This window comes from Algoriphagus halophilus (assembly GCF_900129785.1).
Lineage (GTDB): Bacteria > Bacteroidota > Bacteroidia > Cytophagales > Cyclobacteriaceae > Algoriphagus > Algoriphagus halophilus.
Genome location: NZ_FSRC01000001.1, coordinates 137562 through 161207, shown reverse-complemented (window position 1 = coordinate 161207; position 23646 = coordinate 137562). Strand labels below are relative to the sequence as shown.

22 protein-coding genes are annotated in these 23646 nt (G+C 38.0%); 10 read left to right on the top strand and 12 right to left on the bottom strand.

Annotation, left to right across the window (positions count from 1 at the left end):
- Window positions 1-6: 6 nt before the first annotated feature.
- Window positions 7-1413: a tagaturonate reductase gene (locus BUR11_RS00765; protein WP_074222944.1), complete on the top strand. Its 1407-nt coding sequence runs from the start codon at window positions 7-9 to the stop codon at window positions 1411-1413.
- On the opposite strand, the gene BUR11_RS00760 is transcribed toward BUR11_RS00765, so the two are convergent.
- The 9 genes from BUR11_RS00760 to BUR11_RS00720 all read right to left on the bottom strand — a co-directional run bounded on the left by BUR11_RS00760 (window position 1403) and on the right by BUR11_RS00720 (window position 10898).
- Window positions 1403-2161: a zinc-dependent peptidase gene (locus BUR11_RS00760; RefSeq protein ID WP_074222943.1), complete on the bottom strand. Its 759-nt coding sequence runs from the start codon at window positions 2159-2161 to the stop codon at window positions 1403-1405. The two genes, BUR11_RS00765 and BUR11_RS00760, sit on opposite strands and share 11 nt — an antisense overlap.
- 64 nt (window positions 2162-2225) lie before the next feature.
- The gene (rny, locus tag BUR11_RS00755; protein WP_074222942.1) at window positions 2226-3791 is read right to left on the bottom strand and encodes a ribonuclease Y; all 1566 of its coding nucleotides are present in this window, start codon (window positions 3789-3791) and stop codon (window positions 2226-2228) included.
- A 69-nt stretch (window positions 3792-3860) separates the two neighbouring features.
- Complete coding sequence (locus BUR11_RS00750) at window positions 3861-4145, bottom strand: cell division protein ZapA (protein ID WP_074222941.1); 285 nt, start codon at window positions 4143-4145, stop codon at window positions 3861-3863.
- Between the two features lies 1 nt (window position 4146).
- Window positions 4147-4431, bottom strand: a complete 285-nt coding sequence (locus BUR11_RS00745; RefSeq protein ID WP_074222940.1) for a hypothetical protein — start codon at window positions 4429-4431, stop codon at window positions 4147-4149.
- Window positions 4432-4434: 3 nt separating this feature from the next.
- A complete protein-coding gene (gene pheT, locus BUR11_RS00740; protein WP_074222939.1) occupies window positions 4435-6849 on the bottom strand; it encodes a phenylalanine--tRNA ligase subunit beta in 2415 nt (804 codons plus the stop codon).
- Window positions 6850-6967: 118 nt separating this feature from the next.
- Window positions 6968-7585, bottom strand: a complete 618-nt coding sequence (locus tag BUR11_RS00735; RefSeq protein ID WP_074225038.1) for a DUF1684 domain-containing protein — start codon at window positions 7583-7585, stop codon at window positions 6968-6970.
- A 111-nt stretch (window positions 7586-7696) separates the two neighbouring features.
- Entirely contained in the window at window positions 7697-8392 is a 696-nt protein-coding gene (gene radC / locus BUR11_RS00730) for a RadC family protein (RefSeq protein ID WP_074222938.1), read from the bottom strand.
- 97 nt (window positions 8393-8489) lie between these two features.
- On the bottom strand, window positions 8490-8744 hold the full coding sequence (gene rpsT / locus BUR11_RS00725; RefSeq protein WP_074222937.1) for a 30S ribosomal protein S20: 255 nt from the start codon (window positions 8742-8744) through the stop codon (window positions 8490-8492).
- 849 nt (window positions 8745-9593) lie between these two features.
- Window positions 9594-10898, bottom strand: coding sequence for a pyridoxal phosphate-dependent aminotransferase (locus BUR11_RS00720; protein WP_074222936.1), 1305 nt, complete (start codon window positions 10896-10898; stop codon window positions 9594-9596).
- A gap of 557 nt (window positions 10899-11455) precedes the next feature.
- Between BUR11_RS00720 and BUR11_RS00715 the strand changes: the two genes are divergently transcribed.
- Window positions 11456-12709 carry a metallophosphoesterase gene (locus BUR11_RS00715; RefSeq protein WP_234982036.1) on the top strand — a complete coding sequence of 418 codons (1254 nt, stop codon included), beginning with the start codon at window positions 11456-11458 and terminating at the stop codon, window positions 12707-12709.
- 495 nt (window positions 12710-13204) lie between these two features.
- On the opposite strand, the gene tnpA is transcribed toward BUR11_RS00715, so the two are convergent.
- Together tnpA and BUR11_RS00705 are read right to left on the bottom strand one after the other, a co-directional pair.
- Window positions 13205-13642: an IS200/IS605 family transposase gene (gene tnpA / locus BUR11_RS00710; RefSeq protein WP_074222935.1), complete on the bottom strand. Its 438-nt coding sequence runs from the start codon at window positions 13640-13642 to the stop codon at window positions 13205-13207.
- A gap of 289 nt (window positions 13643-13931) precedes the next feature.
- A complete protein-coding gene (locus BUR11_RS00705; protein ID WP_074222934.1) occupies window positions 13932-14573 on the bottom strand; it encodes a CPBP family intramembrane glutamic endopeptidase in 642 nt (213 codons plus the stop codon).
- 165 nt (window positions 14574-14738) lie between these two features.
- Here BUR11_RS00705 and BUR11_RS20905 point away from each other — a divergent pair, with 165 nt between their 5' ends.
- The 5 genes from BUR11_RS20905 to BUR11_RS00670 all read left to right on the top strand — a co-directional run bounded on the left by BUR11_RS20905 (window position 14739) and on the right by BUR11_RS00670 (window position 19136).
- Complete coding sequence (locus BUR11_RS20905; RefSeq protein WP_084560825.1) at window positions 14739-15893, top strand: DUF4268 domain-containing protein; 1155 nt, start codon at window positions 14739-14741, stop codon at window positions 15891-15893.
- Between the two features lie 111 nt (window positions 15894-16004).
- Window positions 16005-16367, top strand: a complete 363-nt coding sequence (locus BUR11_RS00690) for a hypothetical protein (RefSeq protein WP_143185784.1) — start codon at window positions 16005-16007, stop codon at window positions 16365-16367.
- Between the two features lie 9 nt (window positions 16368-16376).
- Window positions 16377-17456 carry a hypothetical protein gene (locus BUR11_RS00685; protein WP_143185782.1) on the top strand — a complete coding sequence of 360 codons (1080 nt, stop codon included), beginning with the start codon at window positions 16377-16379 and terminating at the stop codon, window positions 17454-17456.
- A 152-nt stretch (window positions 17457-17608) separates the two neighbouring features.
- Window positions 17609-18232 carry a hypothetical protein gene (locus tag BUR11_RS00680; protein WP_074222931.1) on the top strand — a complete coding sequence of 208 codons (624 nt, stop codon included), beginning with the start codon at window positions 17609-17611 and terminating at the stop codon, window positions 18230-18232.
- 214 nt (window positions 18233-18446) lie between these two features.
- Window positions 18447-19136 carry an endonuclease domain-containing protein gene (locus tag BUR11_RS00670; RefSeq protein ID WP_074222929.1) on the top strand — a complete coding sequence of 230 codons (690 nt, stop codon included), beginning with the start codon at window positions 18447-18449 and terminating at the stop codon, window positions 19134-19136.
- 513 nt (window positions 19137-19649) lie between these two features.
- On the opposite strand, the gene BUR11_RS00665 is transcribed toward BUR11_RS00670, so the two are convergent.
- Window positions 19650-20129: a hypothetical protein gene (locus BUR11_RS00665; RefSeq protein ID WP_074222928.1), complete on the bottom strand. Its 480-nt coding sequence runs from the start codon at window positions 20127-20129 to the stop codon at window positions 19650-19652.
- Between the two features lie 377 nt (window positions 20130-20506).
- Here BUR11_RS00665 and BUR11_RS00660 point away from each other — a divergent pair, with 377 nt between their 5' ends.
- The 3 genes from BUR11_RS00660 to BUR11_RS00650 all read left to right on the top strand — a co-directional run bounded on the left by BUR11_RS00660 (window position 20507) and on the right by BUR11_RS00650 (window position 23534).
- Window positions 20507-21715: a ComEC/Rec2 family competence protein gene (locus BUR11_RS00660; protein ID WP_074222927.1), complete on the top strand. Its 1209-nt coding sequence runs from the start codon at window positions 20507-20509 to the stop codon at window positions 21713-21715.
- A 194-nt stretch (window positions 21716-21909) separates the two neighbouring features.
- Window positions 21910-22668, top strand: a complete 759-nt coding sequence (locus BUR11_RS00655) for a DUF6090 family protein (RefSeq protein WP_074222926.1) — start codon at window positions 21910-21912, stop codon at window positions 22666-22668.
- A gap of 155 nt (window positions 22669-22823) precedes the next feature.
- Entirely contained in the window at window positions 22824-23534 is a 711-nt protein-coding gene (locus tag BUR11_RS00650; protein ID WP_074222925.1) for a CPBP family intramembrane glutamic endopeptidase, read from the top strand.
- The last annotated feature ends 112 nt before the right edge of the window (window positions 23535-23646 follow it).

The following is a 23646-nucleotide window of genomic DNA, read 5'->3' as shown; positions in this document are numbered from 1 at the left end:
AAGACAATGAAACAACTTTCAAAATCAGAAATCAATACCACAGAAAGACCAGTTAAAATCCTCCAGTACGGAAATGGAAATTTTCTCAGGGGGTTTACAGATTTCATGGTAGATGAGGCAAATGAGAAAGGAGTTTTTGACGGAAACATTCAGGTAGTTCAGGTACATTCTCCGGTGGCTGATCCCAAAATGATTGCCCAAGACTGTTTGTTTCATGTGGTTATTCGCGGATTGAAAGATGGAAAAAAAGTAGATGAAGTAAAATTAATCACCTCTATCTCTGGAATCAGTAATCCGAATGAGGATTATAAATCCTACCTCCAATTGGGAGAAAACCCTGATTTACGTTTTGTCATTTCAAATACTACGGAGGCAGGAATCCAGTTCGATCCTTCAGATGTAGACCCTAGCAGAATTCCTGACTCTTTTCCTGCCAAGGTTGCTGCGCTGTTATACCACCGATTTGAACACTTCAAAGGAGACCCAAATAAGGGGCTGATTTTTATTCCTTGTGAACTAATAGAGAACAATGGCGGCAGTCTAAAAGAATGCATCGATCGGTATGCGACACTTTGGAAGCTTCCAAATGATTTTACGGAATGGCTATTTTCTTCTTGCATTTTTTGTAATACTCTGGTGGATAGAATTGTGCCAGGCTTTCCGAAAGACGCCATTAAAGAGCTCCAGGATAAAACAGGGTTTGAAGATCAACTTACCGTAATGGCAGAGCCATTTCATCTTTGGGTAATTGAAGGCCCTGATCAGGTAAAACAGGAATTCCCCTTACACTTGGCTGGTCTCGATGTGAAATTTGTCAAGGATTTGACTCCTTACCGAACCAGAAAAGTCAGGATCTTAAATGGTGGTCACACCTCTATGGTTCCCTTTGCATACCTATCGGGAATCAGGACGGTACGTGAGGCAGTAGAAGATCCGGTAATGGGTCAATTCATGAAAGAGGTGATATTCAATGAAATCATTCCTTCCCTGGACATGCCTCAAGAGGAATTAGAGCAATTTGCCAATGATGTATTGGAACGATTTGCAAATCCTTTTATTCACCATGAGCTTATTTCAATCGCCTTAAATTCCATCTCAAAATTTAAAGTCAGAGTACTCCCTTCTCTATTGGAATATTATAATAAGCACAAAACCTGGCCTCCGATGCTCGTAAAATCTCTTGCTGCGTTGTTGGTGTTTTACAGAGGAAAAACCTTAGATGGAGAAACAATTCCATTGAAAGATGATCCCAGCATTTTAGAGTCATTCAAGTCTGCCTGGGAACTTCCTTCCACCGAACAGGCCATTGCAAAACTACTTTCTTACGAAGACTTCTGGGGGCAGAATCTCAATGAATTGAAGGGCTTACCAGAACTTGTAATACAGGAATCTGAAGCGCTACTTACTTCGTAATCCAAACCCGGGGGTCTTGTCTCAACAAGCGAACAATGGAGCCATATAAATCCGGGTTATAGGCAAAAAACTCATGAGGTCTTTCAAAGAAATTCTCTACGGCTACCGCAAAGAATTCATGTTCATTAATTCCTCCCTCCTTCCTGAAGAATGAGGCAGAATCATGAGAAAGGATTTCCAGCTCTTTTTCAGCTAGTCGGGAATATTCACGATAGGTCTCGGGATTAAAAAAGTCACTTTCCCCATTACTTTTGATCAAATTCTCCAGTTTCAAGGCATGGGCGATTTCATGGATCCCTAAATTCACCCCATCCTTTTCGTCAGCCATACCTTCAAGGAAACTACTCCAAGAAACGACAATAACACCCAATTTAGGATTCACCTCTCCTTTGTGATAACTCTTGGAAATCGAGCTATAATACACATTGGGATAAATTAATATTCTTTTGAACTGAGGTAGTCTAATCTTCTTCCAGCCAAAAGTCACCATGACTATAGTAGCTCCAATCAACAGCTCCATTTCCTGACTGACCATATGAATACCTCCCCTGCCAATAAATTCTTTGGTGGTAAGTACCACCTCTAACTTTTCACAAAACTCCTTTTTGTGGACCGTCGAAAGCCTTGAATAATAAGGAAATTTACTTTCCAGGATAAAAAGATCAGATGCTTCCAACTTGCGTTTAAAAAAGCTTGTTCTTAAATCCTCAAAAAAACGAATCGTACTACTTAACTTATAGCCAATCATAGTTTTTAAAAAAAAATGGCAGATACCCAAAGGTAACTGCCATATTATTTATTAGCAACAGTTATTACCTCGCGTAATTCACTGCTCTCATTTCTCTGATCACAGTAATTTTTATCTGTCCAGGGTATTGCATTTCCTTCTCTATCTTTTGCGAAATATCAAATGACAGCTTACCTGCTGTAGAATCATCCACATTGTCGGCATCAACCAACACGCGAAGTTCTCTTCCTGCCTGCATTGCAAAACATTTATTTACTCCGTCAAAACTTAAGGCAAGCTCTTCCAAATCTTTCAGACGCTTGATGTAACTATCCATTACTTCACGTCTTGCTCCAGGTCTTGCACCAGAAATAGCATCCGAAGCTTGAACGATTGGAGAGATCATGGAAGTCATTTCAATCTCATCGTGGTGTGCACCTATCGCATTGCAAACCTCAGGATGTTCCTTGTATCTCTTGGCAATTTCCATCCCCAAAACTGCGTGAGGAAGTTCTTGCTCCTCAGGCCAAACTTTACCAATATCATGAAGTAAACCTGCTCGTTTGGCCAGCTTGGCATTGAGTCCCATTTCAGCTGCCATCGTAGCAGATAACTTCGCCACTTCTCTAGAGTGCTGAAGCAGGTTCTGCCCATAAGAGGAACGGAATCTCATTCTTCCGACCATTTTGATCAACTCAGGGTGAAGACCATGCACTCCAAGATCGATACACGTTCTTTCTCCGATTTCTACAATTTCTTCCTCGATGTTCTTCTCGGTCTTAGCAACGACCTCTTCAATCCTTGCTGGGTGGATTCTTCCATCCTGAACCAATCTATGAAGAGACAATCTCGCTACCTCTCTTCTAACCGGATCAAAGCCCGAAATAATGATCGCTTCTGGAGTATCGTCCACAACAATTTCTACTCCTGTAGCAGATTCCAATGCACGGATATTTCTACCTTCTCTACCGATGATTTTACCTTTGATATCATCGCTTTCGATATTGAAAACAGACACACAGTTTTCTACTGCATGTTCGGTAGCAGTTCTTTGGATGGTATCCAAAACAATCTTTTTGGCTTGCTTGGTAGCTGACAATTTCGCCTCATCCAGGATATCCTTGATCTGAGAAGATGCCTTGGTCTGAGCCTCTTCGGTCAGCATAGTTACCAGTTGCTCTCGAGCTTCCTCACGGGTCAAAGCGGCTACTTTTTCCAAATCTGCGATTCGTTGATTAGTTACTATTTCAAGCTCCTCTTTCTTCACTTTCACCGCATGTAGCTGAGCACTCAAATTCTCTTTTTGACTATCCAGTTCAGCTTCTTTTCTCTTTAATTGCTCCAGCTCCTTGGATACATGTTGTTCTCTCTGCTTGACCTTATTCTCATTGGTAATGATAATATTCTTCTTCGTATTTACCTCTTCATCAAATTCAGATTTGAGCTTCAAATACTTTTCTTTGGCTTCAAGAATGCGGTCTTTCTTAATGGATTCTGCATTGATTTCTGCCTCTCTGAGCATGGATTTAATCCGCTCTTTGGTCTCCTCTTCGAGTTTTTGGTTTTTATTTTTAATCAATAAACCCGCTATCGCGGCTCCTGCACCAAGCCCTACCAGGGCGGCTAGGATTATGTATAATATATCTCCCATAGGTTATTTATATATGAAATTCACCTGCGGAGAATCTAAAAATTCCTGAAATAAGTGGGCAACAACTAATTACAAGGCTTTGGTCAGCAAAGCATTCAAATGGGACAAGCTCGTGCGTATATGTTCACTATCTTCTGCATTTACTTCATTGGTTTCCAATGACTCTACCATACAGTCAAAAGCTACCATGGCTAGCAAATCCTGATTATCATCCAATCCAAACTCCTCCTTGTACCTTTTCAATTTCTCATTAATCAACTTGCCTGCATGCCTAATCTTAGCTTCATCCTCGATTTTGACGCGCATAGGATATTCTCTATCCCCAATTTTTACTTTTATGGCAAGTGTCTCCATATCACTCGGATAAGTAGGCGATTAAATGATCGATTTCTTGTATATAATTATTGATTAATTCACTCATTTCGGTGGAATCTCCTGAATTCACCGGTCGGCTATCCACAATGTTACTAATTTTAATTTTATTTTTAAAATATTCGATTTCCTGCTCTTTTTGACTCAATTCGGACTCCATTTCGGTCATTTTTGACCTCAATTGCTCATTTTCTTCAGTTAAATGAATCAATTTCTTACTGGCTTGATGCACCAGTTTTTCTAATTTTTGCAGTTCGTCGTGGATCATTTTCTAAGTACGGATCAATGCACCTACTTCTTTTTCAAAGGCTTGAATCAAGTTACTCATTGTTTTATCAATTACCTTATCGGTCAGGGTATTTTCCTGATCTTGTAGATGAAAACTCAATGCGTATGCCTTTTTACCCGCATCGATTTTATCACCTTGGTACACATCAAAAACGCCAATTCTTCTTAATAATTTTCCTCCGAACTTAATTCCTACGGATTTTACTTGATCAAAGGTTATCGATTTATCTATTACCAGGGATAAGTCTCTTCGCACTTCCGGGAATTTGGAGATCTCTTGGTACTTTTTGAGACCACTTGCTTTCTTGCACAACAAGTCCCAATCCAACTCAGCAAAGAACACTTCCTGCCTTACCTCCGCCAGCTTAAGAATTTTGTCATCCAATAGTCCAATGGTACCAATTTCCTTTTGCCCTAACATTAATTTCAGTCCATAAGCATAAGGAGCAGATTCCACCATGGAAACATCACCAACGCTGATATTCAGTTTTTCAAGGATTTTCTCTACTGTGGAATAAAGATCTGAAAAGCCAAATGGCTTGGTGGGCTCCAACCAACTTTCTGAGGATCTATTGCCAGATAGGAAGATGGATAATTTCCTTCCTTCCTGATATCCTTCTTCTGTTTTTTGGTAAACCGTTCCAAATTCAAAAGTCTTTAAATCGGTCTGTCTTCTATTGATATTTCTAGCCAAGACTTCCAAGCCAGTAAAGAGCAAGGTTTGTCTCATTACCCCTAAATCCTCACTTAACTTGTTATAGATTTCCACACTTTTGGAAGCATCCAAAAAGCCTGACTTCTCCGCATAGCCTGGTTTCGTCAAACTATTGGTAATCATTTCAAAATACCCATGAGCAGAGAGAATCTCGGTCATTCGGTATTGAAGTTTATTCAGATCCTTGACAGGATGCTCAGCCAAATATTCAGTTTTTAAATTTTCGGAAAGCAACACCTGATGGAATCCATGAATCCTTAAGATTTCTTCAATGATATCTGCTTCACGCGTCACGTCTACACGGTAAGGCTTTGCTATCGCCGTAAAACCGGTCTCTGTTTCATTTTCCACTTTGATTTCCAAGCTTTCCAAAATAGACTTTACTTCAGATGGTTCAATCTTCTTACCGATCAAACGATTGACATGTCCATACTCCACCTCAATTACAAAATCCTGAATTGGATTAGGGTAAAGATCAATGATCTCAGAAGCTACTTTCCCTCCTGCTAATTCCTGAAGTAGTTTTACTGCCTGCTTCAATGCAAAAACCGGCATGTTTGGATCTGTTCCTCTTTCAAACCTGAAAGAAGCATCCGTCTTCAAGCCGTGGTACTGGCTTCCTTTTCGAACCACATCGGGAGAGAAATAGGCAGATTCCAAGAAAATAGAAGTAGTTGCGTCAGAAACCCCTGAACCTTCTCCTCCAAAAATCCCTGCAATACATAATCCCCCTTTCGGATCCTTGATCATCAACTCCTCTCCAGAAAGCTTGCGCTCTTTCTCATCCAAAGTGGTAAACTTGGTGTCTTTAGGAAGTTTGCCTACGATGATTTCACCCTGATCAATTTTCTCCGCATCAAATGCATGTAGCGGTTGACCTAAATCATGCAAGATGAAATTGGTGATATCCACTACGTTATTGATAGGTTCCAAATCAAGGGATTTCAGGAAATCCTGAAGCCATTGTGGAGATGGCTCCACTTTTAAATCTGTAATTACCACTCCCGCATAGCGAGGGCAATCTTCATAGTTTTCTACTTTAACCGAAATCTTCGGACCAGAAGCTTCTACAGTTAGCTCAGGCTCTTCTGGAAGCTGGATTTTCTGTCCCAACAAAGCCTGAAGATCTCTTGCCACCCCTAAATGGGAAGCTGCATCAGCTCTATTTGGTGTCAGCCCAATTTCAAGCACTTGATCTTGGGAGATTTCCAAGTATTCAGAAGCTGGAGTTCCGTTTGCCAATTCAGTCTGCAACACCATGATGCCAGCATGACTGGTACCAATTCCCAATTCATCTTCTGCACAAATCATTCCTTCAGAAACCTGTCCACGGATTTTCGCCTTTCTTAAGGTCAATGGATCCCCTGATGTAGGATAAATGGTGGCACCTACTTTGGCTACGAGCACTTTTTGACCTTGAGCCACATTGGGTGCTCCACATACGATTTGAACCGGATTACCTTCCCCTATATCCACCGTAGTCAAGCTCAGTTTGTCCGCATCGGGATGCTTTTCACAAGTAAGAACTTCTCCGATCACAACACCTTCTAAAGCTCCTTTGATGGACTCAAATTCTTCCAGTCCTTCTACCTCAAGCCCTGACCTTGTCAACAAAGCCGAAATTTCTTCCGGGCTTTCTGTTAGGTTTAGGTAATGCTTGAGTCTATTTATTGAAATTTTCATTGATTTAAAGCAATTGCTAACGAATCAAAGATTCGCATGGATAAACAAAAAGGGTTCGAAAACCCCAAATTGATTAGAATATGGTACAAATTTAAGAGAATTGCGGTAGGCAAAAAGGCTATTTATCGTAATTTTTCTCGCCAACAGGAATTGGAATTTCCAGGATGTTCTCTTTTGGAGGAATCGGACAGGCATAATCCGGATTATAGGCACAATAGGGATTGTATGCCAAGTTAAAATCCAAGGTGATACTACTTTTCCCATCTTGTCTGGCATTGATGTATCGTCCTCCTCCATAAGTCTCAATACCACTGGTTTCATCGGCAAATGCCAAAAAGAAGTTTCGCTTATCCGGCTCATCCATGGATTGTAAAAGCAACAGTTTTTGAGATTTCCCTGCCAATTCAAATTCCGCATAGGAATGCTCAATGTATCGCTCCATTGAACCATCGGTTAAAGGCACTTCACGAACCTTTTTGTTTTCTATGGGAACCATCAAGGCTTTCACCTTATAAGTCGGATCGATGGGATAAAAATTCAATTCGTTAAAATTCCGCTTCTGCTCCTCTGTCAAGGGAGAGTCGATATTGAAACGGATGAATTTAAATTGTCGCTCCCGCTCGGCTTCTATTTTTTCAATGTACGCTTCAGGACTTTCTGTTCCCGTCAAGGTATAAGCGATCGCTGCCACAATCACCGCAGCTACAAATAAGAATAAAATATTTTTTGGTTTCATGTGTTTAATTCGGTCTACCCAAAGATGTCCTTGCAATTTGCTTTGGAATTGCCGCATGCCTTTTAACCATCCCAAGAGGGAGACTGTTTCAGCATGCAAGACTTCATCCTTTTAAATCATTCCTTCATCGGCGAAGCTAAAGTAGCCAACATCTGTAAAAATAACATGATCCAATACGGGCAAATCCATTTCCCTTCCCACTTTGACCAATCTTTCCGTCAATCTTTTGTCTTGTTCAGAGGGTTTGAGGTTCCCGCTGGGATGGTTATGCACCAGAATCATAGATTGAGCTAAGTATTCCAAAGCCGCTTTAAAAACCAATTTGGTATCTACCACGGTTCCTGCTGTGCCTCCTTGAGAAATGAGATGCTTCTTTAAAACTTGATTGGATCGACTTAACAACACTAAATAAAAATACTCGATTTGTTCATCCTGAAGATCAGGCTTCATCAATTCATAAATATCTTGAGAACAAGTGATCTTTGGTCGCTGGACGGGTTCAGAGTCCTTTCTCCTTCTTCCCAGTTCAAGAGCAGCAATGATGGAAATGGCTTTTGCCTCCCCTATTCCTTTAAACTTCTTGAGATCCTGAATAGTCAAGCGAGCCAATGAAAAGAGGTCATCATTGACTTTGGATAAAATATGTCTGGATAAATCTACTGCACTCATGGAAGGTGTTCCGGATCCTATTAAAATCGCAATCAACTCGGCATCAGATAAGGCAGATTTTCCTTTGAGGAGTAATTTCTCACGGGGTCGATCTGCTTCAGCTAGTTGGGAAATTTTAATAGAGGAGTAATTTTCCATAATAACGTATAAAAAAGTTCAACTAAAAATACTAACTTAAAGACAATAAAAAAACCCTGACAAGCAGGGTTTTTTTATAAAGATAAATCTTTATGGATTATCCAAGAGCGTTAACCAACTTGGCTAATCTTGATTTCTTATTATTAGCGTTGTTTTTGTGAATCACATTCTTCTTCGCCAATTTATCCAACATAGAAACTACTTTTTTATAAAGCTCAGTTGCTTCAACTTTATCAGTAGTAGCTTTCAATCTTTTGATGAAAGTTCTAGTCGTTTTGGCTTGGTATCTGTTTCTCAAACGCTTCGCTTCGTTTGCACGAATTCTCTTAAGTGCTGATTTGTGATTTGCCATATCTAGTTATTATAAATAAATTCTTTACGTTCCCCTATTCCGAATTGGAGTGCAAAGTTATCAGAAATTATTTACACTGCCAATTTATTTCTCAGATTACTGTAAATAGAAGCTACCACCAATTGAAAAAACTGGATAAAACGCCTATTCAGGCACAAATATAGGTGTTTTCAAAAGATTAAACACTGGAAAATTTTAAGATTTTTATATCATGAGGCTCCGCTTTTCCCTTCTGAATTATCCATTTCTCTATAATTTCCCTCCTAATAACTGGGGTTTTTTCGCTCATTCCTTAATCAATCGAATGGCTGTTTATTCCCTGCCTCCCGAATTAATTCAATTTTATAAACCTCATATTCAATCCATTAGTTAAAAAAAGTCAATCTAGATCGTAGAAGGTACGCAGTCGAAGGAAAAGCAGTAATACACTACGTTGATCTTGACCGATTTGGAGATGAGCCACTTGAAAAAATACCAGTATTCTGGTCCGATGCCGTAGAAAAATTTACGGAAGATCGCCTTAGAGCACATGGAATTAGTCCATGGGCAGCTTATTTCACCTTTGTTCAAACTTAGTAATGCAGAAATGGAAAACAGCTACCGGTGTTTGGTTAGATTTTGCTCTAGCCAGTGAATATATTCAACCTAAAAAACACCAAGAGCTAATCAAACAGTCCGAAGACGTTGACAACCTATTCAACTATTTGATTTTAAACTCTAGCAAATTTGGCTCAATAAAAGGATAATGATAAACTGACCACTTCCACTGAATTCTGATCACTTTGTATGAAAACCTTTAATTGAAAAACAATTTCTTATTCCTGACTTTTCAGATTTCTGATTTAAGTATTATGACTTTAAATACCTCTCTATCGCTCTACCCAGTCTTCTAAAGGTATCCTTAAATACTTCCTCATTTTCCTCCAACAAAGTCACTCGAAATCCTCGTAAATCCGAACAGAAAGAAGAAATCGGCACCACACAGATTTGTTCAGCTACCAATAAATAATACACAAATCGTTTATCTAGAGGCATATCCGGATCGGTCAACCAACCTTCCAGCAAAGATTTTAAATTTGGATCTTCTATGGGTAAGTATTGCTGAGGTGTTAATAAGGTCTCATCAAAGACAATGGTATTATAAAAAGCTCCTTGAGTGGGGTTAAATTTAATGCCTTGTATATCACCTAATATTTCAGACATCCAATCACTCCTCTTTCCAATCTGGGTATTGGCATCCTCTCTATATTTAAAGTATTCCGGATGAGACATGATTTTCGGGATCGCCAATTGGGGTAATATCGTAGAACATACCTCAATCATTTTGGCATTCTCCAAGGTGGTACACAACTTGGAAAATTCCTTGGAAGACTCCCTATTATAAAATTCCATCCAACCACATCTTGAACCAGGCCATGGAAACTCCTTGGAGATCCCTTTCAAAGAAATAGCTGGCCGATCTCCAATTACCTCCGCCAAAGAGACTGCTTTGATTCCATTATAGGTGATATTTTGATAAATCTCATCTGTGATCAAAAGCAGATTAAACTCATCTGCAATTTTCACAAATGCTTCCAATACCTCTTTTGGATACACCATACCCGTTGGATTATCCGGATTGATGATCAAAATCCCAACAATGGAAGGATTATACCTCACTTTTAGATATAAGTCCTCCATATCCGGCAACCACTGATTGTCCGGATCTAATTTATAGGTAATGGGAGCCGCATTGGCATGTGCTGCCTCTGCTGAACTATGTGTGGAATATGCTGGTGAAGGTCCAATGATCCTCGCAGTTGGAATGAGGAATTGGTACAGCTTGGCAATGGCATCTCCCAAGCCATTAAAAAACAAGATATCTTCGGCAGATATGGTCGTCCCTCCTTTTTCATTGTTGAGATCCGCCAAATAGGTTCGGGTCTCCAATACCCCTTTGGAATCGGCATATCCATACGATTTATTCTCCTTAACCAAATCAGCCACAATGGCTTTCATCCACTCTGGAACTTGATTACTTTTCTGAATGGGATCCCCGATATTTTCCCAAGTCATGGGATAGCCCAAAGCTTCAATCTGCCGGGCTTTTTTAACGATCCCCCGGATTTCATAATTTAATTCTTCTGCTCCGGGTCTGAGGAGTAACTGTCTCATAGTTCAATAGGCTTGGTGCGGAATAAATCCGCCACAAAGAAACAAAAAAGGAAAAGAAAATTGCCAAATCGAATAAAAGAAGAAATTATTTAAAAGAGATGATTGGAAAGGTAGTTTTACCAATGGTCAGTGGTCGGTAGAAAGTGGTCAGCTTGCCAGCCAGAGGAAGTTGATCAATGGAAAGAAAACTTATAATCCGGCCCAGAAGTATTTGAAACGAAAACAATTCGGCCTTAAAGAGCTAATCCAATTTAATCCCCGTACTTTCAGTTAAGGGGATTAAGGGGTATTTTGAAGCAATTTATAATTTTCACTTCAGTAGACAGTTGACAAAGAAAGCTCAAAAGACAATCCCAAATTGCAAGGAAGTGTTCGCAGATAAATGAACCAATTTACCATCTACTTTGAACGTAAATTTGCTCTATCTTCAAATAATTGCAAATTTTCGCAACCAGCAAGGTAATCCCCTGCGTATCATGATTTAACTACAATTCCTTGGTCCCCAAAAAAGGAACGTACTTAGCTCATTTCAACACACCCTATTAAAACTAACCCACGTGTTTCCTTTAATAATTAGAATTGCACTCGTCCTTGCCATTTTCTTTTTGATCGATTGGTATTCCTTCCAAGCGTTCAAAACGGTGTTTCCTAACCAAGTTTGGGTGAAGGTCTTGTTTTGGATCTTTTCTGTCTCCGTTTACATCTTTGTTACGTATGGTTTTTTATTCTTCGACCGAAGCAGCAATAATAACATCAACCTAGGCAGGATGGTATCCCTACTTGTACTTTCTCTGATCCCAAAGTTGATCATTTTGGGTTTAATGTTTGGAGAAGATATCATCCGCTTTCTTACGGGTACTTTTCAGTCGGTTACCGGAACTAGAGAGGGGGACTTCTTGCCAGACCGACGGAAATTCATCAGTCAAACGGCGCTGGCTCTTTCCGCCATTCCTTTTTTGGGCATCCTGCACGGGGTATTGGTAGGGAAATATCGCTATCGGGTGATGAACCACACGCTTGAATTTGACGACCTGCCTGAAGAGTTTGACGGATTCACGATTACTCAGATATCGGATATTCACTCAGGCAGCTTTGATGATAAAAAGAAATTAGAATACGGAGTGGACCTGATCAACCAGCAGGAATCCGATGTCATTTTATTTACGGGCGACTTGGTCAATAACCATGCTGGTGAAATGGAACCTTGGGTGGATACCTTTAAGAAGCTTCAAGCTCCCATGGGCAAGTACTCCATTCTGGGCAACCATGATTATGGGGATTACATGTCCTGGCCTAGTAAAGAAGCCAAAGAGGCAAATCTGAACCGATTGGCAGACATTCAAAAAGAACTGGGATTTCAGCTCCTACGGAATGAGAACGTCAAACTCCAAAAACCTGCACGCAACGGAGCCGAAGGAGCCACAGCCAGCATCGATCTGATCGGCGTGGAAAACTGGGGCAAAGGATTCGCCCAATATGGAGACCTGGGAAAAGCCGTCTCCAACCTCAGCGAACAAAGTTTTAAAATCCTGATGAGCCATGACCCTTCCCATTTCGATGAGGAGGTGAAGAATTTCTCTCAGCTGATCCATCTAACCCTGAGTGGGCATACCCATGGGATGCAGTTTGGAATCGAGATTCCCGGCTTTATCAAATGGAGTCCTGCCTCCTACCGCTACCCCAAATGGGCCGGATTGTATCAGGAGCTAGGACGCTACCTGCATGTGAACCGTGGCTTTGGGTTTTTAGCCTTCCCAGGAAGGGTGGGTATCTGGCCAGAGATTACGGTGCTGAAATTGAAGAAAAAGTAATGATCAGCTTGCCTGCCGAAGGTAGGTGATCAGTAGGCAGTGGTCACAAAAACAAGTTTCTAATCAGTTTTAGGATTGATCAAATAGGAAGGTGGGGGTGTGTGAGGAAGAGATTAAGAGAAGAGAGATTCAAAGAGCGAACGGCAATTTTAAAAAAAGATAGGCCTGTGGGCAGATAGGTCTCCCATTGGTCGACCAGATTGGAATCTAGATTAGGCCCGTAGCAAACCTTTGAGGTTTTGAAAACCTCGAAGGTTTAATTTTTAAATTAAATATTCAAATTCAAAACCAAACGATAGAATATTCAATTCTTTTAAATGGAATTGATGGTATGAATATCCAAGGTCCCAATTTGACCATCAACCCATGGTTGAAACCGTGGGCATTAGATCAGCCCTAATTAACCTATAAATTTCATAAACATAGCCTTGGGTTTTAACCCGGGGCGAAGATTAGTATGATATCCCCATGATCATAGGAATGGCTTCAGCCATTTCAGCCTCTCTGATCAAGACCGTTTTTTATTAAAAATTCTTCGTATTCCTTCTGGAACGAAATCTTTTGATGATGATTCTTCTGATTTCGAATGTATAAATAAACCCTCTCCATAATGGATGCTGAAACAGAATATGCTGCATAACCGGTTTGCCATGCAAATTTCTCTGGGATCAAATCTTTTTGATTTATAAAATGAGAGCTGCTTCCTTTGATTTGCTTAATTACTTCAGAAATTGATTTCTGGGGATTGAGTAAAAATAACGCGTGAACGTGATCAGGCATTCCGTTTATAATCCGAACAGGACAACCCAGTTCTCGGAACTGATCTGATATAAAAGAATGAATTGCTTTTTCCATAGAAGGCGAAATTAATCTTCTTCTTTCCTTGGTGGCCCAAATAGCATGAATCCATACATTATGAATAGAATGTGACATTTCAAAAATTTAAAAACCAAAAATTCAAACCATTAAAATGGTTTTTCTCAGGCCCCGGTTTGACCATCAACCCACGGTTGAAACCGTGGGCAATGAATCAAATTTCTCTTATTTATCTCAAAACCTAAAAATCATCGTGCTTTTCAGGCCCCATTGATTTGTGAATGTTACCATGAAAAAGTTAAAATCCTTTGAATCTGTCTCGACATTATAAATCTCACAGAATAAATAAGTTGATTAATAATCCTGGATACCAGAAAAACTATTTTAATCCAAACAGAAATCATCTTTAAGGTTCATAGAAATAAACCGTCGGGATAATCAGCACTGCATTGTATACTGCATGAAACAAAATAGCCCAAAACATGCCGTGTTTCAGCCGGATATAGCTTAATACCAATCCCACCCAAATTTGGATGGCTACCAAAAAAGGAATGTAAAAGAAGTGTTGGCTAAAATCAAAATTCTTGAAATTAGTAATATGAATTAAACCGAATAATGCAGCCGATACATATACCACAAATCTTTGAGGAGGGGGATTATGATTACTAACCGAAACGAGCAAATAGATCATATATCCAATAAAAATTAATGGAAACCATAATACGCTCGCAAGCAGAAGTGATAGTATCAAGCTCCACCAAATGGAGGATTTCTTTAAATCCAAGTGAAGCCTAAAAATGGGTTCTTCTATAATCGGAGCGATTACTACTCCTAAAACGGCAAACAACCATTTGTTTTCCTTAAACAAATCCATCAAGCCATTTTCAAACTGATCCATTCCCATCCATTCAAAAAGGAGTCCATAAGGAACCACGAACAGGATAACCAGCAACAAAAGTCCAAAAAAATCAGAAAAGGATATGGGCTGAAAAGAAGCGGCTTTTTCAGGATGGATTATAAAATCCCTCAGTGAGTAAAAAATCTTCATATAGGTATGTAAAAATATTTCTTAAAACTAAGGATTATAGTGAATTAACTAATACTTACCCTATTAATTTCTATTCATCCCTAAAAAAGAGCTTTTCGTTTTCAAGGTAAATGATATCTTTAAGGAATTGTTTAAACACCTAAGAGTTTACCAGCATACCCATCAATGGCCAATAAAAATCTCACTGCAGCTAAAAAAGCAAAAAACGACGAGTTCTACACGCAATACCATGATATCGAAAAAGAAATCAATGCCTATATCGATTTCAATCCAGATGTTTTTCGAGACAAAACCATTCTCCTACCTTGTGATGATCCAGAGTGGAGCAACTTCACCAAATTCTTTTCCCAGAACTTCGAAAGATTTGGGCTCAAAAAACTCATTAGCACCAGCTATGCAGCAGATAGCAAACTCTATAAGACAAGCTACCAAGTATCTATGTTTGAAGAGTCTGCCCCCCACTACGATGCCAAAAAGACTAAGAAGCACGGTAAGATCTTTACTTTAGATCACGATATCAGCGGGGACGGCAAAATAGATGTAAATGACTTGGAATGGAGCTACCTGAAAGGCGATGGTGATTTCAACAGTGCAGAGGTAGGAGGAAGAAAAGTAATTATTGAAAATCAATTAGAAAAAACAGATCACGATCATTTGGGTAAGCTGATTACCTATGCATCTGGTTTAGAGGCAGAAATTATTATTTGGATAGTAAAGGATGTGTTAGAAGAACATCGTCAAGCCATTGATTGGCTAAATGAACACACCGATGAAAATATTAATTTTTTTGCTATCCGAATGGAATTATGGAAAATAGGAGAATCTTTAGCTGCTCCTAAATTTCATATCATTTCTAAACCGAATGATTGGAGCAAGGCAGTCAAACAATCCATTCAAAAAGCAGAGTTTACGGATACAAAATTGCTTCAACAAGAATTTTGGGATGGTTTTAAATCTTATGCACAGGAAAAGAATTGGAAGCTTAGGTTAAGAAAAACCTATCCACAACATTGGTACGATTTGAGTTTTGGGAGGTCGGATTGTCATATTGCATTAACCATCAATTCTCAAAAAAATGAATTGGGATGTGAAATTTATATTCCTAATTCTCCAGAAACGTATCAAATATTTAAAGACCATAAGTTGGAAATTGATTCAATAATAGATGGTTTGGATTGGATGGATTTACCAACAAAAAAGGCAAGTAGAATCAAAAAGGTTGTTTCTGGAGACTTGAGTAAAACTGAAATATGGAATGAATATTTTCAATGGCTTGGAGAATGGGCATTGAAGCTTCAAGAAGTTTTTACAAAATATTAAATAATGATTATATTAAAATGTATTTAGATGAAATTCGAAACATATCAACTTTTAATTATTATTTTTTTTTACAACAATCATAATTAAGAAATAAATCAAAATATTAAATATATGAAAAATCCTTTTATAGTATCATCAAACTCAATAATGAAATTTGGACAGTATAAGGGAATAAAAGTTGGAATAATTTTCTTATTTGACCCTGAATATATAGAGTATATGATAAGGGAGCATAATTACTTTTCTATTACTGATTTAAATTTTTTAGAAAAAAATGGAGTAATTAACAAAAATGGATGGATTAAAAAATTTTCAGTATGGGTGGATCAAACCCCATTTATGAAAAAATACAATAGTTATCAAGAATTCATAAATAATGAAGAACTCCTTGAATACACACTTTCCGATGAAACAAAAATAAAAAACAAAGAAAATTCGACAGGTAAAAAAGTAAAAATAAAGACTATCAAATAACGAAAAAATATGAGTAATGATAAAGAGGTAAATAACAGATCATATTTTCCATTCAATTCTTATGATGTTTTTGGATACTTAATACCAGGATCAATTTTTTTAGTTACAATTTACGTGTTTGATTTTTGGGCAAAAAAAACTATGGGTTTCAAACACAATCCTATATACACCTTATTTGAATTATTTAGACCTCCAAATTTTGATGGAAGTCAGAATTCATTTAGTAGTTTTGAAGCTGTGATTTTTATTTTAATTACATTAATATCTGTTTATTTACTAGGACATATCATCTCAATTATTTCAAGCTTTTATATTGACCGGGTTCTAATAAAAAAGGGCCATTACTATCCTATTTCTAGATTTTTAATTGGTGAATCTAAAAACACAGTCGCATCAAATGCTGTCAAATCAAATTTTATATTCATTAATGTTTCATTATCTATATCTTACCTATTGTCTGGAATTTACATAAGCTTAGCTTATTCTGTGTATTCACCTACCACTATTATTTGGCATAGTTTAATTTGTTTTTGTTATTTAATTTCTATTATTGGATTAATTTTAAGTATTAGTTACACCAAGCATTTTACCTTTTGGGAATTACCTCAAAAGATTTATAATTACTTAACATTAGTACTCAAAAATATAGTAGGAAAGGGACATGATATGTCTGATTCAACAATAGAGATCTATAAAGAATTTGTTGAGAAAAAATTGAGACTAGATCCTTTAAATCCAAACACAGACGTTTATTGGATGACTTATTTGTATGTTTCTAGAAAATCGCCTTCAGCAGTTAGAACATTGTTAAATTGGTTACACTTATATAGTTTTTCTAGAAATGTCGCAACTGCCTTTTATTTATCCTTTATCTATTCCATTCTAAGTATTGGATTAAATTCACATCAAGTCTCTTCAAATTCATTCGGTAATTTTGGTAAATTCAATGTCTTAATCGGACTAATTATCCCATTTATGTTTTTATGCTGTTCTTTCATTTTTTTATTAAGATTTTATTACTTGTATAATTCTTATTACAGTAAATTTCTAGTTAGGTCTGCGGTATATTTATATAAATTCAAAGAATAAATTTAAATTTATTAGCAAATAAATTAATCATACTTAATCTCCCACTAAGCATAGATTGCATCTACACTTTTTTTACTTTAGAATTATCAATTCCTTTTTAAAACTTAACGCAACATATTATTTCAAACTTTATTAATCCACAAAATTAGATTATGCCAGCATGTATCCAATGCGGTGAGTACACCAAGTTTAATGGAGGACTTTGTCCGGCCTGTTATTCCAAAAAGAATGCAAATACCGAAGTCCTGATAGATGAAGTTGATCCAGAAGTAGAACTGACTTCAGGCCTTCCTGACAATCAGAAAAAGTATCGCTATAATATGATCAAGGGTCGCATTGCCGAAACCTTGATTCAAGAGCTGTTTTTGAGCTTGAATTACAATGTTTTTCGATTTGGTATGGAAAATACTATTCCCGGTATTATGGAATTATTGAAGGGAGTTAGGTCTGATGTTGCTCATGAAATTAGAAGAATGCCTGACTTTGTGATGCAAAACCCTGCAAGCAAGGAGGTTTATTTTATGGAAGTAAAATTCAGGGCAAGTGGAGAGTTCAAAATGAAGGACCTTCCTAAAAATTACCCCTACACCAATGCCTATATTATTTTGGTATCGAAAAAGCACATCAAGTGTATTACTGTTCCGGAACTTTTGGAAGGTAAAGAAATCACACCTGAATCTAGAAACTACTTGGGATCACGAAAGGAATTTGATCTGGATAAAGAGGTCATTATCGAGTTCTGCAAGTTTGCAACCCAGTTTTTTGAGAGTGTATAATAATTCACAACCTGATTATATTCTATTAATGAAATCCATATTTTCTACAATTTTGCTGATTGTGATCGTTGCTGTTGCAATCTTTATTGGGCTCGGAATTTTAACCGCTATTCTAACTGCCTTTGAAAATTTAATAATTGCCATTTGGCCGTTTTTACTTGGAGGGGTAGTTATTTATGGAATCTTTAAAATGTTCTTCGATAAATAATAATTCATGGCTTCAAAATCACCCTTTATCATCCGACATCTTAAACCTGACAATAAATCTCTAAATCAAAAAATTGAATACATAGTATACCAAAATGAAAGAGGCAATAGCTGGAATTATTCTTCAGTTATATCCGAGGATCAATTGATCGCATTAAAAAAAGAGATTGATAATGCGCTAGATCAATTATCATTGGCTGATAGGCTAAAAATATCAGAAGAGGATTCCACGAAACTTCAGTTCGCCTTTGATAACGATCCTCTATGCACAAATTGTTCTTTTAAAATGAAGTATTGTAAAGTCTGTTTCACAGAATTACAAAGCCCATTAGAAAGGAAGCTTTTTCTCGCTCTAAAAAAAACCCCCATCTATTTTGAAGTTCAATTTGGGATTAGTCGAAGCGGGAAAAATATTCACACTAAAAATAGATCATACGATCACCCTACCGATAATTTCAAAGAAGTTTTGACCATTGCTGACTTTTTTATCAATCAAGGAGATCAAAAACTTTGCATTTATACCGATGGTCATACTTATCATGAGAGAACCGAAGAACAAGCATTGAAGGATCGGAATATTGATAGGCAGCTGCAACAAATGGGATATAATGTGCTACGGTATACTGGAAAAGAAATAAATGAATCTCTAGACAAGGTTGTTTCAGAAATTGAAAAATGGTATGAAAATGTAAACTAATATCAGGATTTAAACATTATCCTATAAACTTTTATTAGGACGAGTCATTCCTTATACCCCTCCCCCCACCTCAGAGGTACCCCTCCCCCACCTCGGAGGTACCCCTAGGGGGTCAAAAGAGTCTTGCGAGATTCTATTTATATCTCCAGAGATTCTTTTTGTATCTCAGAAGACTCTTTTAGTATCTTCCGAGATTCTTTTTGTATCTCGCGAGATATTCTTAATATCAAGCGAGGCTCTTTTCGTATCTCAGGAGATACTATTTGGATCATGCGAGACTATTTTAGTATCTATTGAGATACTCTTTGTATCAACGAAGACTCTTTTGAAATCTCCTGAGACTCTCTTTGTATCAAGCGAGATTAATTTTTATACCTCAGGATTTAAAAAATTTTTAGAAACGGGCTTTTGGAAGAAATAGAAGAGGATAAAATGAAATAAAAAACCAGCAGTTCCTAAAAGGAATCTGCTGGAGAGCGATAAGTTTATATTTAAGGCTATTGCAACTTTTTATTAAGCAGCTTGCGAACTTTCATCGCTAGAATTCTTTTCGAATCGTTCCTTAAGATCCTCATAGATTCCTTTGGCACCAGGAGCATTCATTCTTGAAGCATATTTTACGGTGTTGTAATAACTCAAAGCTCCATCAAAACATTCAGATCCAGCCAACATCAAAGTGTCACTGAGGTTATCATAAAATAAATTAGCTGAATTTAAAATGGGTCCCAATCCTTTTACTGCTCCCCAGTCTATTTTTAATTCTTCCACAGGAAGATAAGGAGGCAAAAATTGAGGTTCAGATTCAACATAATCCATGACCTTTTCTACAAAAGGTCTGGAACCATCCGCCATTTTCAGAAGATTCTTCCGCTGCGTCGGAGTCAGTGCAATTAAATAAGGGGCTAAAAGTTCCCTTACTTCGTTTAATTTACCCAGAGCATCAGCTAATACAGCCTCTGGGATTTCGATTGAATTACGATTTTCTATCGCCATCTTAAAAGTATTTAGGTGAATGATAAAAATTAACTAAAAGTAATTTAATAGATTTTCTTTAATAACCAAATTATTAGGAAGTCAAACTTATAGTTAGTTGATCGCGTGTAATTGATAATTTCCATTAAAAATAAACAGGGGTTAAACGCCTTCAACATCCTATAAACCCCTGTTTTTCAATATTTTCAACAAAAAAAAATACCCAGTAATGGGTATTGTAGTTCAATCTTAAGTTTCCGAACTTATTGACACCTTTGAATATCTGGAAGAATATAGGCTTTCCTATATTTAACCTAGGAGACCATTTTAATTGATTCTATTTTCAGGTTTTCGATTGGCACTGTTTTGTCTTATCACCCGTTTTTCTTTTTAAGCACATGATATTCCATCATTTTAAAAAAAATAAGGACTCAATCTTTTTCCTGTTTTTCCTGGCATTACTTCCCCAAGATAACTTTGCCCAGCTATTAAAAGTAAAAACTGACAGAACTGCCATCGTAAAAAGTGAACCCAGCAGGAATGGAATTCTTAATGAACGGTTAGCCCCAGTCGCGGATATATTTAAGTTGACCAAGGAGGCTCCTAATTATTATTCATATGACCGGGATAGTATTACTGGATGGTCATATAAATTACCCACCAAAGAATCCCTCAGATCACGTAGAGACGTACTTCAAATTGAAGTTATTGATGTGGAAGTCGGGGATGCTACGCTTATTGTTTGCCCAGAAGAAAACGGAAAACGTGATGTCATACTTATAGATTGCGGAATGGGAAATGATGCGGAAAGAATTCGGGAAGCAATTGCTTCTTTTGGATTTAACTTAAATGCTCAGCCAATCACTTCATTTATTGCTACACATTATGACCATGACCACGTAGGAGCAATAAAAGACATAGTCCCTTTAAGTCAAAAAATTTATGACCCAGGATCCAAACAACAAACAAGCAAATACAAAACTGCTCTAAAAAATAGAGAATCGGATCGTGAAGAGATGCAGTTGAATTATATCGAACAGTTCTCCGGTGGAGTAACAATAGAATGTGTAGCTGTAAATAATGCGACAGACAATGAACCAAATTTAGCTATTGCCAGGGATAAAAATCAGAATTCCATTGCCTTAATAGTTTCATACAAGGGATTTGACTATTTCACAGCTGGTGATTTGACTCTGCAGCCTGAAAGTTCATTAGCATCCAACATAAAGAATAGTGATGTGTATCATGTAAACCATCACGGAAGTAGTAGAACCTCTTCAGGTCTTGATTTTGTAAGGAATCTAGACCCCGAAGTTTCGGTAGTGTCAAATGGAACCCAACATGGCCATCCGAATGTGGATATTGGAAAAAGATTGACAGAAGAAGTAGGGAGTATGTTCTTTCAAACCAATATCAATCCTGCTTCCAATGCTTTTCAAAATGAGTTAAAGTTTGTGGCTGATACTACTCATCTTAGTTCCCGAAAAGAAAATCAGGAAGGCGCTACCGGAAGTATTCGGATTATTGTAGACCCATTTACAGACAAGTATTATGTGGTGATGCAAGGATTAGAATTAAGTGAATCTACTTTTCCAATTGAACATTGAACATTGAAAACTAAGACCCCCTCCCCTATTTTTAACCTTTGACCCCAACACAGAGAGCTGCTTCTAAGCAGGAATTCCCCAAAATCCTTATCTTGATAAAAACAAGCCAAACCACCTAACAATCAATCGCTTCGAATCAGCTATTCAGTAATAGCTAAATTCTTTGATGGATAGCTATACCTTCACCTTCGCCCATGATCCTGTTCTTTAAAAAAATCCGACAACAATTGCTTTCGAATGGAACTACCGGAAAATACCTGAAATATGCCTTGGGTGAAATTGTGCTAGTAATGATAGGCATTCTGCTGGCGCTACAGGTGAATAATTGGAATCAGGACAGACTCAATCAGCAACTGAAGCAATCATACATAGAAAACTTATTGGTGGATCTGCAAAAGGACATTTCCTCTATCGAAGAACAAAAGGAGATCAATACTTATACAGAACAAGAGGGGCAATACTTGGAAGCGTTTTTGGGCCAGCAACTCACGGAGATAGATACCTTCCTGCTTACACGCTCACTTATCATGACGGCATTCATTCCCAACGCCACCATTACCAACTCCACCTATAATGACCTGATCAATAGCAATCATTTTCACTTATTTCAAGATGCCCAGTTAAAAAGGCTGTTGGACGACTATTACATTCCTAATAATTGGGCAGTGCTATTTAATGAACGAATTCTTCAAACTGCCTGGTTCGATTATCGGGATGAAATGGTGAAATTCCATAGCCCGTTGTTGTATCGGGATTTTTATGAGCTGGAAGATCCCGTGGAACTGGGTTATTCTCCAACATACCAGATCGATTGGAAAGGCATACAGCAGAATGCGTATTTAAAAACCCAAGTGGGAATGATTGTGGCCTATAGACAGCAAATTCGAGAATTCCAGGAAGACCTACTTCAAAAAGCTCAGAAAGTAGTGGAGTATTTGGGTCAATCCAATTAAGGATAGCGCTTGGAACTGCATTTGGTGATCCTTAAAAGGGATCTTTTCAGAAAGAAAAAACTTGAATAGCCTGCGTGACCAAGCAGAATTGATGAAGGGAGTTTGAGTGGTTGCAGGAGACGAATATAGGAGCATCCATCTTTATTATAGCTATCATGAAACAACTCTCAAAAGCACAATCCATCCTGTATCATTTTTACCCTGGCGTGATCATTACTTTCTTTTTTAGCTTGATCACCCCTATCCTATTGGAAAAAGGATTTCCTCCTCAGTTTTCAATGCTCCTCGCCGGCACCCTCGTGGTGGTCCCTGTTTTTCTGATCCATTTAAGAAGCGCAAAATCAAAGGAGGGCGTTCCACGAATCAGCGACCTGATGGTTTACAAAGAGAAAATACCCACCCAAAAAATGGTGCTGTATACTGCCGGGTTGATCCTATTTGCTTTTTTGATCTACGGACTCACCCAGCCCCTCAATGTGCTGTTGACCGAAAAACTCTTGTTCTGGCTGCCCGACTGGTATCAGGTGAGAGACTTTGAAGGGTATTCGAAAAAAATCATTCTGATCACCTTGTTGTTAAACCTCCTTCTCAACGGGCTATTGGCTCCCTTTTTTGAGGAGCTGTATTTTAGGGGATATTTATTGCCAAGAATGGAGACCTGGGGCAAGTATGCTCCGGTGCTGAGTGCTGTTTTATTTTCACTCTATCATTTTTGGCAGCCCCAAATCTATTTGACCTTGATCCTTGCGCTGCTTCCTATGACCTATTTGGTTTGGAAAACCCAGAGTTTACGATTGGCAATCTATGTTCATTGTGGGCTCAATATCATCGGGACTTTGTTATCCTTAGGAATGCTTGGACAGTAGGAAACCACTAGGATTTTTTAATATTCCCTCTGTTTGTTTCTCCACAAACTGTTAGCAGAAATGTGAGTGAAGACCCTCACATGCACGGAATAGACAACGGTTGAGGTTTTCA

What these genes read in the sequence shown, in the direction of transcription:
- BUR11_RS00765 (WP_074222944.1), top strand. Translation starts at nt 7, where the DNA reads ATGAAACAACTTTCAAAATCAGAAATCAATACCACAGAAAGACCAGTT.
- BUR11_RS00760 (WP_074222943.1), bottom strand. Translation starts at nt 2,161, where the DNA reads ATGATTGGCTATAAGTTAAGTAGTACGATTCGTTTTTTTGAGGATTTA.
- rny (WP_074222942.1), bottom strand. Translation starts at nt 3,791, where the DNA reads ATGGGAGATATATTATACATAATCCTAGCCGCCCTGGTAGGGCTTGGT.
- BUR11_RS00750 (WP_074222941.1), bottom strand. Translation starts at nt 4,145, where the DNA reads ATGGAGACACTTGCCATAAAAGTAAAAATTGGGGATAGAGAATATCCT.
- BUR11_RS00745 (WP_074222940.1), bottom strand. Translation starts at nt 4,431, where the DNA reads ATGATCCACGACGAACTGCAAAAATTAGAAAAACTGGTGCATCAAGCC.
- pheT (WP_074222939.1), bottom strand. Translation starts at nt 6,849, where the DNA reads ATGAAAATTTCAATAAATAGACTCAAGCATTACCTAAACCTAACAGAA.
- BUR11_RS00735 (WP_074225038.1), bottom strand. Translation starts at nt 7,585, where the DNA reads ATGAAACCAAAAAATATTTTATTCTTATTTGTAGCTGCGGTGATTGTG.
- radC (WP_074222938.1), bottom strand. Translation starts at nt 8,392, where the DNA reads ATGGAAAATTACTCCTCTATTAAAATTTCCCAACTAGCTGAAGCAGAT.
- rpsT (WP_074222937.1), bottom strand. Translation starts at nt 8,744, where the DNA reads ATGGCAAATCACAAATCAGCACTTAAGAGAATTCGTGCAAACGAAGCG.
- BUR11_RS00720 (WP_074222936.1), bottom strand. Translation starts at nt 10,898, where the DNA reads ATGAGACAGTTACTCCTCAGACCCGGAGCAGAAGAATTAAATTATGAA.
- tnpA (WP_074222935.1), bottom strand. Translation starts at nt 13,642, where the DNA reads ATGTCACATTCTATTCATAATGTATGGATTCATGCTATTTGGGCCACC.
- BUR11_RS00705 (WP_074222934.1), bottom strand. Translation starts at nt 14,573, where the DNA reads ATGAAGATTTTTTACTCACTGAGGGATTTTATAATCCATCCTGAAAAA.
- BUR11_RS20905 (WP_084560825.1), top strand. Translation starts at nt 14,739, where the DNA reads ATGGCCAATAAAAATCTCACTGCAGCTAAAAAAGCAAAAAACGACGAG.
- BUR11_RS00690 (WP_143185784.1), top strand. Translation starts at nt 16,005, where the DNA reads ATGAAAAATCCTTTTATAGTATCATCAAACTCAATAATGAAATTTGGA.
- BUR11_RS00685 (WP_143185782.1), top strand. Translation starts at nt 16,377, where the DNA reads ATGAGTAATGATAAAGAGGTAAATAACAGATCATATTTTCCATTCAAT.
- BUR11_RS00680 (WP_074222931.1), top strand. Translation starts at nt 17,609, where the DNA reads ATGCCAGCATGTATCCAATGCGGTGAGTACACCAAGTTTAATGGAGGA.
- BUR11_RS00670 (WP_074222929.1), top strand. Translation starts at nt 18,447, where the DNA reads ATGGCTTCAAAATCACCCTTTATCATCCGACATCTTAAACCTGACAAT.
- BUR11_RS00665 (WP_074222928.1), bottom strand. Translation starts at nt 20,129, where the DNA reads ATGGCGATAGAAAATCGTAATTCAATCGAAATCCCAGAGGCTGTATTA.
- BUR11_RS00660 (WP_074222927.1), top strand. Translation starts at nt 20,507, where the DNA reads ATGATATTCCATCATTTTAAAAAAAATAAGGACTCAATCTTTTTCCTG.
- BUR11_RS00655 (WP_074222926.1), top strand. Translation starts at nt 21,910, where the DNA reads ATGATCCTGTTCTTTAAAAAAATCCGACAACAATTGCTTTCGAATGGA.
- BUR11_RS00650 (WP_074222925.1), top strand. Translation starts at nt 22,824, where the DNA reads ATGAAACAACTCTCAAAAGCACAATCCATCCTGTATCATTTTTACCCT.